We start from the raw sequence: 14918 nt of genomic DNA on the forward strand, positions 1-14918 counted from the left end.
CCCGAACGGCACGCGAGCCGTTGCGGGGGCCCTCGGGGCGGGGTGCACTGCCCCCATGAGCAACGACCAGCCGACGCCCGGCGAGCCGCCAGAGAACGACCCCTTCCGCAAGAGGCCGCAGGAACCCACGCCTCCGTCGGGCGGCGGTCAGGAACCCCCACAGGGCCCCCCGCAAGGCCCGCCGTCGGACTCTCCGTACGGCTCCGGGCAGGGCGGCGGCTCTCCGTACGACGGTCCACCGGGCGGCGGCTCGCCGTACGGCGGCGGTCAGCCCCCTCCGCACGGTCCGAACGCCTACGGCGGCCAGTACGGAGGAGCCGACCCGCTCGCCGGGATGCCGCCGCTCGCGGACTTCGGCAGGCGGTTCCTGGCCCGTGTCATCGACGTGCTCATCATCCTCGTGCCGCTGTTCCTGATCTCGCTGGCCTTCGGCGGCTGGGGCGACATGACGAACGGCGGCGACGACTGGGACGACTTCACCAGCCAGGTGAACACCGGCAGGCAGTGGATCTGGTCGCTGGTCTCCCTGATCGCGTACGTCGGCTACGACACCATCATGATCGCCAAGAGGAACGGTCAGACCGTCGGCAAGCGCCTGATGAAGATCCGGGTCGCGATGCTCAACGACGGCACCGTGCCGGACACCAGCTCCTCGCTGTTGCGCGCCGTGGTGCTCTGGGTGCCCGCGCTGGTCTGCTGCTTCTGCATCTGGTGGCTCGTCATCATCCTGACGATCCTGCTGGACAAGCCGTACAAACAGGGTCTGCACGACAAGGCGGGCAAGACGGTGGTGGTGTCAGCGGCGCAGTGAGTGCTCGCCGACCCTGGCCTCGGCCCCCGCATGCGCGCGGAGTGTGGGCACACGCGTGGTGAGACCGTCGGCGGAGGCGGCCGAGGCAGGGTTGCCGGAGGCGGCGGCACGGTTCGTACGGACCGTGTACGTCGCCTTCGTCGTTCCGCGCAGGGTCCTGCTCATGGGCAGGGCGACCGCGACGACCAGACCGAGGGCCATCGAGGCGACGCCGATCACGCCGACGGCGATGCCATTGGTGGTACGGGTCAGCAGCAGCAGGGCGAGGGTCGAGAAGACGACGGTGGCTGAACCGTAGGCGAGTTGTGCGGCAGTCGGACGCGGCATGACGGTATCCGTCCTCGGGACATTGGTCAGGGGGTGTCTCTCAGCGAGGTCGCACTGTCAACTGACTCTACGACGGTGGATGCCCTGGAGGAACCGGTAGTAAGCGTGACCTAACCCACGGTGCCGTTGCACGGGGGGCGCACGGAGTCATTTGGGCGCTCGACTGGCCGATTCAATGCGCCTGTTGTCCGGTTTGGGGATCGTCCGGATAGCGGAACTGTACTCCTGCATAGTGCAGTTGGTCTGTTCAAGTCAAGGACTGTCTTTTCTCCGGTAACTCCGGTCGAATGTCGTCACTTGTGACGCGACACCGCGCGCGGACGACCCCACATTCCGGTCCGCTGCGACGGAGCGCGGGGGAGGACACCATCAAGTGACCATCAAGCGACGGACGATCAGAGCGTCCGCGGTGATTGCGGCCCTGGCCGCGACCACCGCGTCGGCCTCGGCGTTCACCAGCGCTCAGGCCGACACTCCGAGGACCACGGATCCGGCCGCCATCGAGCGCCACGACCCGGCGCCGCAGAAGGGGCAGCCCGAGCACGACCTCGACGGCCCGTTCAGCAAGCAGCAGGACCAGCAGCGCCAAGCCGCGCTGGAACAGGTCATATCCGGCGACGCGACCGTGCAGAAGCGCGGCGCGTCCAAGGTCGTGAAGCTCGGCGACAAGAAGTACGTCGAGCTCGGCCGGGAGAAGACGGACAAGATCTTCACGATCCTGGTGGAGTTCGGCGACAAGGTCGACGACACCACGATGTTCGACCCGGACGGTCCGGACGGTCCCGAGCCGCCCGTCAAGAAGTACGGCGGCACGCCCGGCCCGCTGCACAACAAGATCGCCCAGCCCGACCGTAAGAACGACAACTCCACGGCCTGGCAGGCGGACTACAACCGGCAGCACTTCCAGGACCTGTACTTCGGTACCGGCAAGGACGCGAAGGGCCGTCCGAAGGACTCGCTGAAGACCTACTACGAGAAGACCTCCTCGGGCCGCTACTCGGTCGACGGCGAGGTCGCCGACTGGGTCAAGGTCGACTACAACGAGGGTCGCTACGGCTCGAACTACTGCGGCGACACCAACTGCCCCAACGTCTGGGACACGGTCAAGGACGGCGTCACCGCCTGGGCCGCGGACCAGAAGGCGAAGGGCCGCACGGACGAGCAGATCAAGGCGGACCTGTCGAAGTACGACCTGTGGGACCGCTACGACTTCGACAACGACGGCAACTTCAACGAGCCCGACGGCTACATCGACCACTTCCAGATCGTCCACGCCGGTGAGGACGAGTCGGCGGGCGGCGGCGCCGAAGGCACCAACGCCCTGTGGGCGCACCGCTGGTACGCGTACGGCCAGGACGCCGGCAGGACCGGCCCGGCGAACAACAAGGCCGGCGGCACCCAGATCGGCTCCACCGGCATCTGGGTCGGCGACTACACCATGCAGCCCGAGAACGGCGGCCTCGGTGTCTTCGCCCACGAGTACGGCCACGACCTCGGTCTGCCCGACCACTACGACACCTCGGGCAAGGGCGAGAACTCGACCGGCTTCTGGACCCTGATGTCGGCCGGCTCCTGGCTCGGCACCGGCAAGGACTCCATCGGCGACCTGCCGGGCGACATGAGCGCCTGGGACAAGCTGCAGCTGGGCTGGCTCAACTACACCAAGGGCAAGGCGGCGACGAAGTCCACCCACAAGCTGGGTGTGGCGGAGTACAACACCAAGCTGCCGCAGGCCCTCGTCGTCGAGCTGCCGAAGAAGCCGGTCACCACGACTGTCGTGAAGCCCGCCGAGGGCTCCAAGCAGTGGTGGAGCGACATGGGTGACGACCTCAAGAACACCCTGTCCCGCCCGGTCGACCTGACCGGCAAGTCCAAGGCGTCCCTGGAGCTTTCGGGCTGGTGGGACATCGAGGCCAACTACGACTACCTGTACGCCGAGGTGTCGACGGACGGCGGCGCCAACTGGTCGCCGGTGGACGGTACGGCCGACGGCAAGCCGATCACCCGTGACGCGGGCGACAAGCCGGCGCTGACCGGTGTCTCGGGCGCGTACAAGAAGCTGGCGTACTCGCTGGACGCGTACGCGGGCAAGAAGGTCGACGTCCGCTTCCGCTACCAGACGGACGGCGGCGCGGGCGGCAAGGGCTTCGCGGCGGACGCGCTGAGCGTGGTGGCGGACGGTACGCCGCTGTTCACCGACAACGCCGAGGGTGACGACGCGGGCTGGACCTCGAAGGGCTTCTCGCGCATCGGTGAGTCCTTCACCAAGGAGTACGAGCAGTACTACCTGGCCGAGAACCGTCAGTACGTGTCGTACGACAAGACCCTCAAGGTCGGCCCGTACAACTTCGGCTTCAAGGCGCCGAAGGACGCGTGGGTCGAGCACTACCCGTACCAGAACGGCCTGGTGGTATGGCTCTGGGACACCTCCCAGAAGGACAACAACACCAGCGCCCACCCGGGCCAGGGTCTTGTCCTTCCCGTGGACGCGCATGCGAAGCCGCTGAAGTGGGCGGACGGCACGCTGCTGCGGAACAAGATCCAGTCGTTCGACTCGGCGTTCAGCCTGCGGCCGACCGACGGCTTCACGCTGCACAAGGCGGACGTGGCGCTGCGGATCAAGCCGCAGGCGGGCAACCCGGTCTTCGACGACCGCAAGGGTGTGTACTGGTTCGCCGAGAACCCGACGGCGGGTGTGAAGGTAACTGACACCAACACCAAGATCTCGATCGTGAGCGAGCCGCTGAACGGCCAGACGATCACGGTCAAGGTTGGTCCGTCGGCCAAGTAATTGGTATCAGTGCAGGTCAGGCCATGATCGGCCGTCGCCCTCTAGCGGGCGGCGGCCGATCGTGTTTAGGTGCGTCTACCAGATCCTTATTGACACGCCATCTCACGGGGGAGTGGTTCAGCATGCCCGGCGGAGGTTTCAGCAAACTGCCGAACGGCAGTGTGGTGGTAGCGCTCAGCCTGCCCAGCCCGTCGGGCGACGGCGGCACGGTCCGCTTCCTGGTCCACGCCGCGAACCGCGCGAGGGCGTTGACGCGGCTGCGGAATCTGGGGCTGCGGGCGGTGTATCTGCGGGGCAATGCGGAGCCGCCGACACCGGACGAAATCACGGCGGTGCTGCACCACCCGGACGGCCTGCTGTGGCGCAGCCGCCCGGAGGAACTCTGGCACCCGATAGAACTGCTCCTACGCCCTGCGTGACGCCTCCGTCGCGTTGCCCGGGGGGTGCGGGGTTGCCTCCGGCGGGGGCGTCCGGCCTTGTCGGGTGCGGGCGCGGGTTGCCTCCGGCGGGGAGCGGGCTCTTGTCGGGTGCGGGCTCCGGTGCCCCTCCGGGCTCGACTCCTCGGGGTCGGCGGCGTACAGGCTCTTGGTGCGTGACCCCGGTTTTGCCGCCAATCCCCTGCGGGGCCGACCCTGCACGGCCCCTCCCCACCCGAACGAGACAAGACCGCTCGCCGCGGGGGTTCAGCGGTTCGCCGGGGGAAACCACCCACCGAAGAGCAACCGACAACGCCCCCGGCCCACGCTCACCACATGACCGAGCACTGACGGGGGCGACACTGCACGGCCCCTCCCCACCAGGACGGGACAAGACCGCTCGCCGCGGGGGTACAGCGGTTCGCCGGAGGAAACCACCCACCGACCCCCAGGTCAGAGCATGGGCTTGCCCGTGAGTTCCACGCCTGCCCCCCGCAGCTCCTCCAGCGCCCGCTCCGTCGTCGCCTCCGCGACCCCCGCCGTCAGGTCCAGCAGCACCGTCGTCGTGAAGCCCTCCCGGACCGCGTCCAGCGCCGTCGCCCGTACGCAGTGGTCCGTCGCGATGCCCACCACGTCGACCTCCGTCACCTCCCGCGCCCGCAGCCACTGCGCCAGCGTCGAGCCGTTCTCGTCCGAGCCCTCGAAGCCGCTGTACGCCGCCGCGTACGCGCCCTTGTCGAAGACCGCGTCGACCGCGCCCGACGCCACCGCCGGCGCGAAGTTCGGGTGGAAGCCCACGCCCTCCGTGCCGGCGACGCAGTGCTCCGGCCAGCTGTTGACGTAGTCCGGCTGCTCGGCGAAGTGGTCGCCCGGCTCGATGTGGTGGTCGCGGGAGGCGACCACATAGCGGTAGCCCGCCTGAGCCTGGCCTATCAGGTCGGTGATGGCCGCAGCGACATCCGCTCCTCCCGCCACCGCGAGGCTGCCGCCTTCGCAGAAGTCGTTCTGAACGTCCACGACGATCAATGCGCGGTGCATGGCGGGTGTCCTTCGATGGAGGGAGATCGGTGGGCGGCGAGCGAATGTACTGAGCGTAGAGACTTCAACCGCCTTGCGGGAGGGGGCCCAAGGCTGCGTTCACACGTACTCCGTCGGGAGGACAGGCTCACCCTTCGACAGCTGGAGCGCCGACATCGGCAGCCCCGCGAGCGCCGCGGTGTGCCTCTCGCGCGCCGTGTCCAGCGGCTCGCGGGCGACGATCTCGCCGCCCTTGACCAGTTCCACCAGCAACTGCCGGTCCACGAGCTCGGGCGGCACCGCGTGGAGGCCGATCACCTCGGCCTCGGCGACGCCGTGCGCGTCCACCCGGCGCGCGGCCCACTTGCGGCCGCCGATCGAGGACTTCGCGCCCAGGGACTTCTTCACCACCGGCTCCAGCGGCGCCTTGGGATCGGCGGACCGCGCGCGGGCGACCAGCTTGTAGACCATCGAGCAGGTGGGGTGCCCGCTGCCGGTGACCAGCTGCGTGCCCACGCCGTACGCGTCGACCGGCGCCGCGGCGAGTGAGGCGATGGCGTACTCGTCCAGGTCAGACGTCACCACGATCTTGGTGTTGGTCGCGCCCAGCTCGTCCAGCTGCTGCCGCACCCGGTGCGCGACCAGCAGCAGGTCCCCGGAGTCGATGCGTACGGCCCCGAGCTCGGGTCCCGCGATCTCCACGGCGGTACGGACGGCCTCGGCCACGTCGTACGTGTCGACCAGCAGCGTCGTACCCCGTCCGAGCGAATCGACCTGCGCCCGGAAGGCGTCGCGCTCGCTGTCGTGCAGCAGTGTGAAGGCGTGCGCGCTGGTGCCGACCGTCGGGATGGCGTAACGGAAGCCCGCCGCCAGGTCCGAGGTGGAGCTGAAGCCGCCGACGTACGCGGCGCGCGCCGAGGCGACCGCGGCGAGCTCGTGCGTACGCCGTGCGCCCATCTCGATCAGCCGGCGCCCGGCCGCGGCCGTCGACATCCGCGAGGCCGCCGCGGCGATCGCCGAGTCGTGGTTGAGGATGGACAGGATCACGGTCTCCAGCAGCACGCACTCGGCGAAGGAGCCCTCGACCCGCAGGATGGGCGAGCCCGGGAAGTACACCTCGCCCTCCGGGTAGCCCCAGATGTCGCCGCCGAAGCGGTACGAGGCGAGCCACTGAAGCGTCGGTTCGTCGACGATCCCCTGATCGCGCAGGAAGCCGATCACGCCCGCGTCGAAGCGGAAGTTCTCGACGGCGTCCAGCACCCGGCCGGTGCCCGCCACTACGCCGTAGCGCCGTCCGTCGGGCAGCCGACGGGTGAAGACCTCGAAGACGGAGCGGCGGTCGGCGGTGCCGGACCTCAGCGCCGCCTGGAGCATCGTGAGCTCGTACTGGTCGGTGAAGAGCGCCGTCGACGGCACATCCACCGGCAGCCCAAGGTCCGCAGCGTTCACAACGGTCAACCTCGCTCTTTCGTCGTGGGCCGCCGACCGGGTCGGTCCGCGGTCCGGCCCGCGGCGGACCGCTGTCGGAAACAGCGCCCCCGCGAGATGCCTCGACGAGGATGCTACCGCACATCTCGTCAAAGTGACGAGATGTAGGCCCCGTTTGTGCGATGAGCCCCCGCGGGTGGCAGCATGGACCGGGTGAGTGTTGCTCCCACAGAGATCGAACGCCCCGAGTCGGCGGAGGAGACCTTCGCCGTGCCCGAGCCCGACGTGCCGTGGGTGACGCTCGTGCACAACGACCCGGTCAATCTGATGAGCTATGTCACCTATGTCTTCCAGGCCTACTTCGGCTACTCCAAGGACAAGGCGCACAAGCTGATGCTCGACGTCCACCACAAGGGCCGGGCCGTCGTCTCCAGCGGCAGCCGCGAGGAGATGGAGCGTGACGTGCAGGCGATGCACGGCTACGGACTGTGGGCGACGCTCTCCCAGGACCGCACCTGATGGCCGGGCACTTCGAGCCCGTTCCGGGGGGCGGCGCGGCCGTCCCGCTCGACGAGGTCGAGATCTCCATTCTGCGCTCGCTCGCCGTACAGCTTCTGGAGCTCATCGGACCCGGCGACGAGCCGGTCGACGGCGAGGACCCGCTGGCCGCGCTGTTCACCGAGGGGCCGAGTGAGCCGCCCACCGACCCGGCGCTCGCCCGCCTCTTCCCCGAGGCGTACGGCGGTCCTGACGCCGATGTCGAGGATGAGGAACTGCGTGCCGCCTCGGCCGAGTTCAGGCGCTTCACGGAGACGGATCTGCGCTCCCGCAAGCGCGACGACGCGGTCGCGGTCGTCCGCACCCTGGACTCGCTGACCGCCACCGGCGAGGGCGGTGCCGTACTCAAGCTCACCCCCGACGACTGTCTGCACTGGCTCGGCGCGCTCAACGACCTGCGCCTCACCATCGGCACCCGTCTCGAGGTCAGCGACGAGGACGAGAGTGGCGAGCTCTACCGGCTGCCGGATTCCGACCCGCGCAAGCCGATGGTGATGGCGTACCTCTGGCTCGGCGCGCTCCAGGAGACGCTCGTCGAGACCCTGATGGCCTGACGCCGACGCCTGGGATTCCGACACTCGGATGTCCCGAGTTGTTCGCTCAACGGACACTCAAATCCGGATAACGATCACGTCACCACATCGGCATGGTTTGTAATGCCGATGGATCTTTGTCCGGTTCTTCTTGTGGTGTGTGCCACAGCCACCTCGGCCGATCAGTGTTGCGGCCGTGATAAATCTTCACGACCACCAGGGGGCGCCACCCATGCCCCCGGGGGCGCTGGGCCGGCTGATCGCCGGTGGCACTCCATTCACATCCGGGGGGATCAGGACCTGATCCGCAGTCGCGCGGCATATGCAGCGGACGCGGATCAGCATGGAGAAAGGGCGCATCACCATGACCTCGGTGCAGGTCGACAAGCACGACGGCAATGAGGCCGCGGGGTCCGCGACAGGCGCGGACGAGGGCTACCAGCGCGGACTGGGTGCCCGGCAGATCCAGATGATCGCGATCGGCGGCGCCATCGGCACCGGCCTCTTCCTCGGCGCGGGCAAGGCCATCTCGAAGGCCGGACCCAGCCTCATCCTGGCCTATGCCATCGCGGGCCTGGTCATCTTCTTCATCATGCGGGCGCTGGGCGAGCTGCTCATGTACCGCCCCGTCTCGGGTTCCTTCTCCGAGTACGCCCGTGAGTTCGTCGGCCCGTTCGCGGGGTTCGTCACCGGTTGGACGTACTGGCTCTTCTGGGTCGTCACCGGCATCACCGAGGTCACCGCGGCCGCCCAGTACATGACGTTCTGGTGGGACATCCCGCAATGGATCTCCGCGCTCGTCTTCACGATCATCCTGTACGCGGTGAACCTGATCTCCGTGAAGCTCTTCGGTGAGCTGGAGTTCTGGTTCTCGATGGTCAAGGTCACGGCCATCATCGGCATGATCCTCATCTGCGCCGGCATCCTCACGCTCGGCTTCTCCGACGCCGGTGACACCGCGTCCGTCACGCACCTCTGGGCCGACGGCGGCTTCTTCCCCAAGGGCATCGGCGGCACGCTGATGACCCTGCAGATCGTGATGTTCGCCTTCCTCGCGGTCGAGCTGGTCGGCGTCACCGCCGGCGAGTCCAAGGACCCGGAGAAGACGCTGCCCAAGGCGATCAACACCGTGCCGTGGCGTATCGCCGTCTTCTACGTCGGCGCGCTGATCATGATCCTTTCGGTGGTGCCCTGGGACGAGTTCCAGCCGGGTGTCTCGCCGTTCGTGGCCGCCTTCCAGAAGATGGGCCTCGGCGTCGGCGCCGCCGTCGTCAACTTCGTCGTGCTGACCGCGGCGCTGTCCTCCTGCAACTCCGGTATGTACTCCACCGGCCGGATGCTGCGCGACCTCGCGCTCAACGGCCAGGGCCCGAAGTTCTTCACCAAGCTCACGAAGAGCGGCACTCCGCTGGTCGGCACCACCGTCTCCGCGGGGCTGATGCTGGTCGGCGTCTGGATCAACTACCAGTGGCCCGGCGACGCGTTCAACTACGTCGTCTCCTTCGCCACGATCTCCGGCATGTGGGCCTGGATCATGATCCTGGTCTGCCAGATCCGCTACCGCGCCAAGGCCGACCGCGGCGAGCTGCCGGAGTCCACCTTCAAGGCGCCCGGCGCCCCGTGGACCAGCTGGTTCGCGCTGCTCTTCATCATCATGGTCATCGTGATGATGGGCGTCGACAAGGACGCGCGGATCTCGCTGTACTGCGCGCCGCTGTGGGCCCTGATCCTCGGTGTCTCGTATCTGGTGCTGAAGCAGCGCAACCCCGAGGGCGCGGCCTTCATCAAGCGCTGAGGCCCCTGAGCCGGCGCTCGATGCCCCTGAGCCTCTGACCGGCAGCCTCTGACTGGCGTCCAGCATTCGGGCCCACCCGTACCACTCTTCGGTACGGGTGGGCCCTTCTGATTATCCTGATCCGCATGCTGACCCTCACCGAGGCCCTGTACGACCAGATCGTCGCGCACGCCCGCGCCGACCACCCCGACGAGGCCTGCGGCATGGTCGCGGGCCCGGAGGGCACCGGCCGCCCCGAGCGCTTCATCCCGATGCTGAACGCGGCCCGCTCGCCCACGTTCTACGAGTTCGACTCGGCGGACCTGCTGAAGCTCTACCGGGAGCTGGACGACCGCGACGAGGAGCCGGTGATCATCTACCACTCGCACACCGCGACCGAGGCCTACCCCTCCCGTACGGACATCAGCTACGCGAACGAGCCGGGCGCCCACTATGTCCTGGTCTCCACCGCCGACGTCGATGAAGCGGGCCCGTTCCAGTTCCGCTCGTACCGCATCGTGGACGGCGTGGTGACGGAGGAAGAGGTGCAGGTCGTAGCGGCGTACTGAGCGCCGGCCCGGTCCCTCGTACGCCTCCGGTGGCCCCGCGGCCCATATGCTGAGCGCATTCCGTCCATCATGCGAGATCACATTCCGGGACCCGGACGGGGAATCGATACGATGACCGCATGGTTCCCCATGACGTGAGCGACAGGACGCCGAGCACTGTGCTGCTCGTGGCGCGGCTGCACGTCGACCTGTGCCGTCTCGCCAGCGCGATGTGTACGGGCCGCGCCGCGTTCTGACGTTCAGACACGGCTCTACGGGCCGAGCGCACCCACAGCACCACCCCTCGCGCGGGGGGCGGAGCCGCGCGCCCCTTGTGTCACACCCGCACCCCCGCCACTCTCCCGACAGGAGCCCACGCCATGGCCATCGAGGTCCGCATCCCGACCATCCTCCGCACCTACACCGGCGGCGCCAAGGCCGTCGAGGGCAGCGGTGACACGCTCGCCGAGCTCTTCGCCGACCTCGAGTCCCGCCACAACGGCATCCAGGAGCGCATCGTCGACGGCGACCAGCTGCGCCGCTTTGTGAACGTGTACCTCAACGACGAGGACGTCCGCTTCCTCGACGGCATCTCCACCAAGCTCGCCGACGGCGACAGCGTCACGATCCTCCCGGCCGTCGCCGGTGGCATGCGCTGATGCGTTACGACTCTCCGCTGGCGGCGGTCGGCAACACACCGCTGGTCCGCCTCCCGCGGCTGTCCCCGTCCGGGGACGTCCGCATCTGGGCCAAACTCGAGGACCGCAACCCGACCGGCTCGATCAAGGACCGCCCGGCGCTCCACATGATCGAACAGGCGGAGAAGGACGGCCGCCTGACGCCGGGCTGCACGATCCTGGAGCCCACCAGCGGCAACACCGGCATCTCGCTGGCCATGGCGGCGAAGCTCAAGGGCTACCGCATGGTGTGCGTGATGCCGGAGAACACGAGCGAGGAGCGTCGGCAGCTGCTCGCCATGTGGGGCGCGGAGATCATCCCGTCGCCTGCGGCGGGCGGCTCCAACACGGCGGTACGCGTGGCCAAGGAGCTGGCGGCCGAGCACCCGGACTGGGTGATGCTCTACCAGTACGGCAACCCGGACAACGCGGGCGCGCACTACGCCACGACAGGCCCGGAGATCCTCGCGGACCTCCCGTCGATCACCCACTTCGTGGCGGGCCTGGGCACGACGGGCACGCTGATGGGCGTCGGCCGCTACCTGCGCGAACATGTCCCGGGCATCCGCATCGTGGCGGCGGAGCCGCGCTACGACGACCTGGTCTACGGCCTGCGCAACCTGGACGAGGGCTTCGTCCCCGAGCTGTACGACGCCTCGGTCCTGACCACCCGCTTCTCGGTCGGCTCGGCGGACGCGGTCACCCGCACCCGTGAACTCCTCCAGCAGGAGGGCATTTTCGCGGGCGTCTCGACGGGAGCGGCGCTGCACGCGGCGATCGGCGTCGGCAAGAAGGCGGTGGCGGCGGGCGAGCCGGCGGACATCGTCTTCGTGGTCGCGGACGGCGGCTGGAAGTACCTGTCGACGGGGGTCTACACGGCGGAGACGACGGAGGCGGCGATCGAGGCGCTGCAGGGCCAGCTCTGGGCGTAGCGGCGTGATGGGTGCGGGTGTCCCGCCGGGGGAGCGGCACGTTTGTGCCGTTCGGCGGGCGCGGGCGTGGGGGCGTCAGCCTCCACGTTCACTCTTCCCCGAGCCCCGGTGGGAAGCTCCCTCCGCCCGGGCAGGGAGTCCGGGCTCCCACGGCCCGGGTCACGGGCACGCCCCGGCTCACGCAGCCAAGTGCCGGACCTGGTCCCATACATTCGGGTCCACCATCCCGACCCGTCGCCTGAAGTCCCACACCCCCAGCTCCCGCAGCTCGTCCGTCTCCAGAAAGCTCGCCCGCCCGCGCGCGTTGCGCACCGTGCCCGGTGGCAGTGAGATCACGCCCGCCCGCTCGTCGTGGTACTTGCTGGTGATCTTCGCGACCTGCACCGTCTCGCCCCGTACCGACAGCACCAGACACGGCCGGTCCTTCGACCCGGGCCCGTCCTCGTACGGCACATTCGCCCACCAGATCTCGCCCGGCTGCGGCTTCCGCTTCGGCCCGCGCCGGGGCCCCGTCGGCCGGCCCGGCGGGCGGGCGCGTCCACCCGGGCGGCGGCCCGCGCCGTGGCCCCGCCCGTCCCTCACCGCAGCGACCAGCGCGATCACCACCACGGCGAGCACCGCGAGCCACCACGACGTGTCCATACCCCCAGACGTTACCGGCGCACCGCCCCCCGCGCGCGCCCCCGGCCCACGTCCACCCGGGACCGGGCACCCCCGGAAGCGGTGGAGGAAACCACCCACCGGAGAGCAACCACCCACGCCCCCGGCCCACCTCGACCACATGACCGGGCACCCCCCGAACCGGTGGAGGAAACCACCCACGGACGGCAACCACCCACGCCCCCGGCCCACGTCCACCCCGGGACCGGGCACCCCCCGAACCGGTGACAGTGCAGGTGAGTTCCCCCACAACAGCCCGCCACCGAGGAGCGACCGGCCCTTTTGCGCCTTACGCTCAACGAACCGCACGACCTTCCCCCAGCCCTCCCCGTCAACGGAGGTTCAAGCTCCATGAAGCTCACCGTCGTCGGCTGCTCGGGGTCGTTTCCGTCCGCGGATTCGGCCTGCTCCAGCTACCTCGTAGAGGCCGACGGCTTCCGGCTGCTCCTCGACATGGGCAATGGCGCCCTGGGCGAGCTGCAGCGCCATGTCGGTCTCTATGACCTCGATGCCATCTTCCTCAGCCATCTCCACGCTGACCACTGCATCGACATGTGCGGATACTTCGTCGCTCGCTACTACCGCCACGACGGCGGCCGCTGCGACGCCCTCCCGGTCTACGGCCCGGAAGGTACCGAGCAGCGTCTGACCACCGCGTACGCGGACACCCCCTCCTCCTCCGCCATGGGCGAGGTCTTCGACTTCCGCACGCTCAAGTCCGGCAGCTTCCACATAGGCCCGTTCGCCGTTCGTACGGAGAAGGTGCGCCACCCGGTCGAGGCGTACGCCATCCGCCTGGAGCAGGCCGGCAAGACGCTCACGTACTCCGGCGACACCGGTGTCAGCGAGGCCCTGCACGAACTCGCCGACGGTGCGGATCTGTTCCTGTGCGAGGCGTCCTTCACGCACGGCAAGGAGGACGTCCCGGACCTCCACCTCAACGGCCGCGAGGCCGGCGCGCACGCGCAGCGTGCGAACGTCGGCCGGCTCGTGCTGACCCACATCCCGCCGTGGACGGACCCCCGGCAGAACCTGGCCGACGCCCGTGCGGTGTACGACGGTCCGACCGAGGTCGCCGTGCCGGGCGCGGTCTATGTGATCTAGGGTCCAGGCACGCCGAAGCCCCTGCCTTTCGTACGGAAAGGCAGGGGCTTCGGTCTTGGATGCGCGAGGCTTACTTCGCCTCGGCCTTCTGCAGCTCGGCGAGCTCCTCGTCGGACTCACGGCCCGGCGTCGGAAGGTTGAACTTGGTGATCGCGAAGCGGAAGACCACGTAGTAGAGCGCCGCGAAACAGAGCCCGACCAGCGCCAGGCCCCATGGGTTGGACGCGATGCCCAGGTTGAGGAAGTAGTCCACCGCACCGGCCGAGAAGCCGAAGCCGTCCTTCATGCCCAGCGACCAGGTCAGGGCCATCGAGACACCGGTCAGCACCGCGTGGACCGCGTACAGCACCGGGGCGATGAACATGAACGTGAACTCGATCGGCTCGGTCACACCGGTGACGAAGGACGTGAGCGCGAGGGAGAACATCATGCCGCCGATGACCTTGCGGCGCTCGGGACGGGCGCAGTGCACGATCGCGAGGCAGGCCGCCGGGAGGGCGAACATCATGATCGGGAAGAAGCCGGTCATGAACTGTCCGGCGCTCGGGTCGCCCTGGAGGAAGCGGGCGATGTCGCCGCTCTTGCCCTCGTAGGAACCGGCCTGGAACCACGGGAAGGAGTTCAGCAGGTGGTGCATGCCGATCGGGATCAGCGCACGGTTGGCGATACCGAAGATGCCCGCGCCGACTGCGCCGGAGCCGACCAGCCACTCACCGAAGTTGTGCAGACCCGTGCCGAGGATCGGCCAGATCAGGCCGAAGACGATGCCGGCGATCAGACCCGCGAAGGCGGAGAGGATCGGGACGAGACGGCGGCCGCCGAAGAAGCCGGCCCAGTCGGGCAGCTTGGTCCGGTAGAACTTCTGGTACAGCAGGGCGACGATGATGCCCATCACCACGCCGCCGAGGACCTTGGCGTCCACCGGGGCCTCGGTCATGACGATCTTGCCGTCGACGACCTTGGCGACCTTGTCCAGGTTCGGGTCGGTGAACGTGGCCAGCACGTTCTTGAAGACCAGGTATCCGGCGACGGCCGCGAGCGCGGTCGAGCCGTCCGACTTCTTGGCGAAGCCGATCGCGATGCCGACGGCGAACAGCAGCGCCATGTTGGCGAGGATCGCGTCGCCACCGGCCGCCATATAGCCGGCGACCTTGGTGACGAAGGTCGGGAACGACTCCCTGCCGAGCATGTCGGGCTGGCCGAAACGGACCAGCAGCGCGGCCGCCGGCAGCACCGCGACCGGCAGCATGAGGCTGCGGCCGATGCGCTGCATAACAGCCATCGCGCCTGCGCCCTTCGTCTTCTTCTCCGCCGCGGGGGCGGCGCTAGCCGTGGACATCAA

General features: G+C 68.8%; 16 protein-coding genes. 11 read left to right on the forward strand and 5 right to left on the reverse strand.

What is annotated here, in order from left to right:
* The first annotated feature begins 55 nt into the window (after positions 1–55).
* Complete coding sequence (locus ACFYXH_RS27210) at positions 56–811, forward strand: RDD family protein (protein WP_389568036.1); 756 nt, start codon at positions 56–58, stop codon at positions 809–811.
* Here the strand turns inward: ACFYXH_RS27210 and ACFYXH_RS27215 are convergent.
* The gene (locus ACFYXH_RS27215; protein ID WP_389568039.1) at positions 797–1138 is read right to left on the reverse strand and encodes a hypothetical protein; all 342 of its coding nucleotides are present in this window, start codon (positions 1136–1138) and stop codon (positions 797–799) included. The two genes, ACFYXH_RS27210 and ACFYXH_RS27215, sit on opposite strands and share 15 nt — an antisense overlap.
* Positions 1139–1511: 373 nt before the next feature.
* Here ACFYXH_RS27215 and ACFYXH_RS27220 point away from each other — a divergent pair, with 373 nt between their 5' ends.
* Entirely contained in the window at positions 1512–3929 is a 2418-nt protein-coding gene (locus ACFYXH_RS27220; protein WP_389568042.1) for an immune inhibitor A domain-containing protein, read from the forward strand.
* 122 nt (positions 3930–4051) lie between these two features.
* Positions 4052–4348 carry a hypothetical protein gene (locus ACFYXH_RS27225; RefSeq protein WP_389568044.1) on the forward strand — a complete coding sequence of 99 codons (297 nt, stop codon included), beginning with the start codon at positions 4052–4054 and terminating at the stop codon, positions 4346–4348.
* 450 nt (positions 4349–4798) lie between these two features.
* Here the strand turns inward: ACFYXH_RS27225 and ACFYXH_RS27230 are convergent, their stop codons facing one another.
* Positions 4799–5383, reverse strand: a complete 585-nt coding sequence (locus tag ACFYXH_RS27230; RefSeq protein ID WP_389568047.1) for an isochorismatase family protein — start codon at positions 5381–5383, stop codon at positions 4799–4801.
* Positions 5384–5482: 99 nt separating this feature from the next.
* On the reverse strand, positions 5483–6811 hold the full coding sequence (locus ACFYXH_RS27235; protein ID WP_389568523.1) for a nicotinate phosphoribosyltransferase: 1329 nt from the start codon (positions 6809–6811) through the stop codon (positions 5483–5485).
* 183 nt (positions 6812–6994) lie between these two features.
* Between ACFYXH_RS27235 and clpS the strand changes: the two genes are divergently transcribed.
* The 7 genes from clpS to ACFYXH_RS27270 all read left to right on the forward strand — a co-directional run bounded on the left by clpS (position 6995) and on the right by ACFYXH_RS27270 (position 11812).
* Positions 6995–7309: an ATP-dependent Clp protease adapter ClpS gene (gene clpS / locus ACFYXH_RS27240; RefSeq protein WP_326650151.1), complete on the forward strand. Its 315-nt coding sequence runs from the start codon at positions 6995–6997 to the stop codon at positions 7307–7309.
* Positions 7309–7902: a DUF2017 domain-containing protein gene (locus ACFYXH_RS27245; RefSeq protein WP_327323854.1), complete on the forward strand. Its 594-nt coding sequence runs from the start codon at positions 7309–7311 to the stop codon at positions 7900–7902. The genes clpS and ACFYXH_RS27245 overlap by 1 nt, the downstream gene beginning before the upstream one ends.
* 343 nt (positions 7903–8245) lie before the next feature.
* Entirely contained in the window at positions 8246–9676 is a 1431-nt protein-coding gene (locus ACFYXH_RS27250) for an amino acid permease (protein ID WP_327328337.1), read from the forward strand.
* 125 nt (positions 9677–9801) lie between these two features.
* The gene (locus ACFYXH_RS27255; protein WP_385309151.1) at positions 9802–10224 is read left to right on the forward strand and encodes a Mov34/MPN/PAD-1 family protein; all 423 of its coding nucleotides are present in this window, start codon (positions 9802–9804) and stop codon (positions 10222–10224) included.
* A gap of 119 nt (positions 10225–10343) precedes the next feature.
* Complete coding sequence (locus tag ACFYXH_RS27260) at positions 10344–10460, forward strand: putative leader peptide (RefSeq protein ID WP_327323852.1); 117 nt, start codon at positions 10344–10346, stop codon at positions 10458–10460.
* A gap of 123 nt (positions 10461–10583) precedes the next feature.
* A complete protein-coding gene (locus ACFYXH_RS27265) occupies positions 10584–10862 on the forward strand; it encodes a MoaD/ThiS family protein (RefSeq protein ID WP_327323851.1) in 279 nt (92 codons plus the stop codon).
* Entirely contained in the window at positions 10862–11812 is a 951-nt protein-coding gene (locus ACFYXH_RS27270; protein WP_389568053.1) for a PLP-dependent cysteine synthase family protein, read from the forward strand. The genes ACFYXH_RS27265 and ACFYXH_RS27270 overlap by 1 nt, the downstream gene beginning before the upstream one ends.
* Before the next feature lie 177 nt (positions 11813–11989).
* Here the strand turns inward: ACFYXH_RS27270 and ACFYXH_RS27275 are convergent, their stop codons facing one another.
* On the reverse strand, positions 11990–12454 hold the full coding sequence (locus ACFYXH_RS27275) for a type II toxin-antitoxin system PemK/MazF family toxin (protein WP_389568055.1): 465 nt from the start codon (positions 12452–12454) through the stop codon (positions 11990–11992).
* 369 nt (positions 12455–12823) lie between these two features.
* On the opposite strand from ACFYXH_RS27275, the gene ACFYXH_RS27280 reads away from it, so the two are divergent.
* Positions 12824–13576: an MBL fold metallo-hydrolase gene (locus ACFYXH_RS27280; protein ID WP_389568057.1), complete on the forward strand. Its 753-nt coding sequence runs from the start codon at positions 12824–12826 to the stop codon at positions 13574–13576.
* 70 nt (positions 13577–13646) lie between these two features.
* On the opposite strand, the gene ACFYXH_RS27285 is transcribed toward ACFYXH_RS27280, so the two are convergent.
* Positions 13647–14915, reverse strand: a complete 1269-nt coding sequence (locus ACFYXH_RS27285) for a PTS transporter subunit EIIC (protein ID WP_389568060.1) — start codon at positions 14913–14915, stop codon at positions 13647–13649.
* Positions 14916–14918 lie beyond the last annotated feature (3 nt).

This window comes from Streptomyces sp. NPDC002730 (genome assembly GCF_042888805.1).
Classification (GTDB): Bacteria; Actinomycetota; Actinomycetes; order Streptomycetales; family Streptomycetaceae; genus Streptomyces.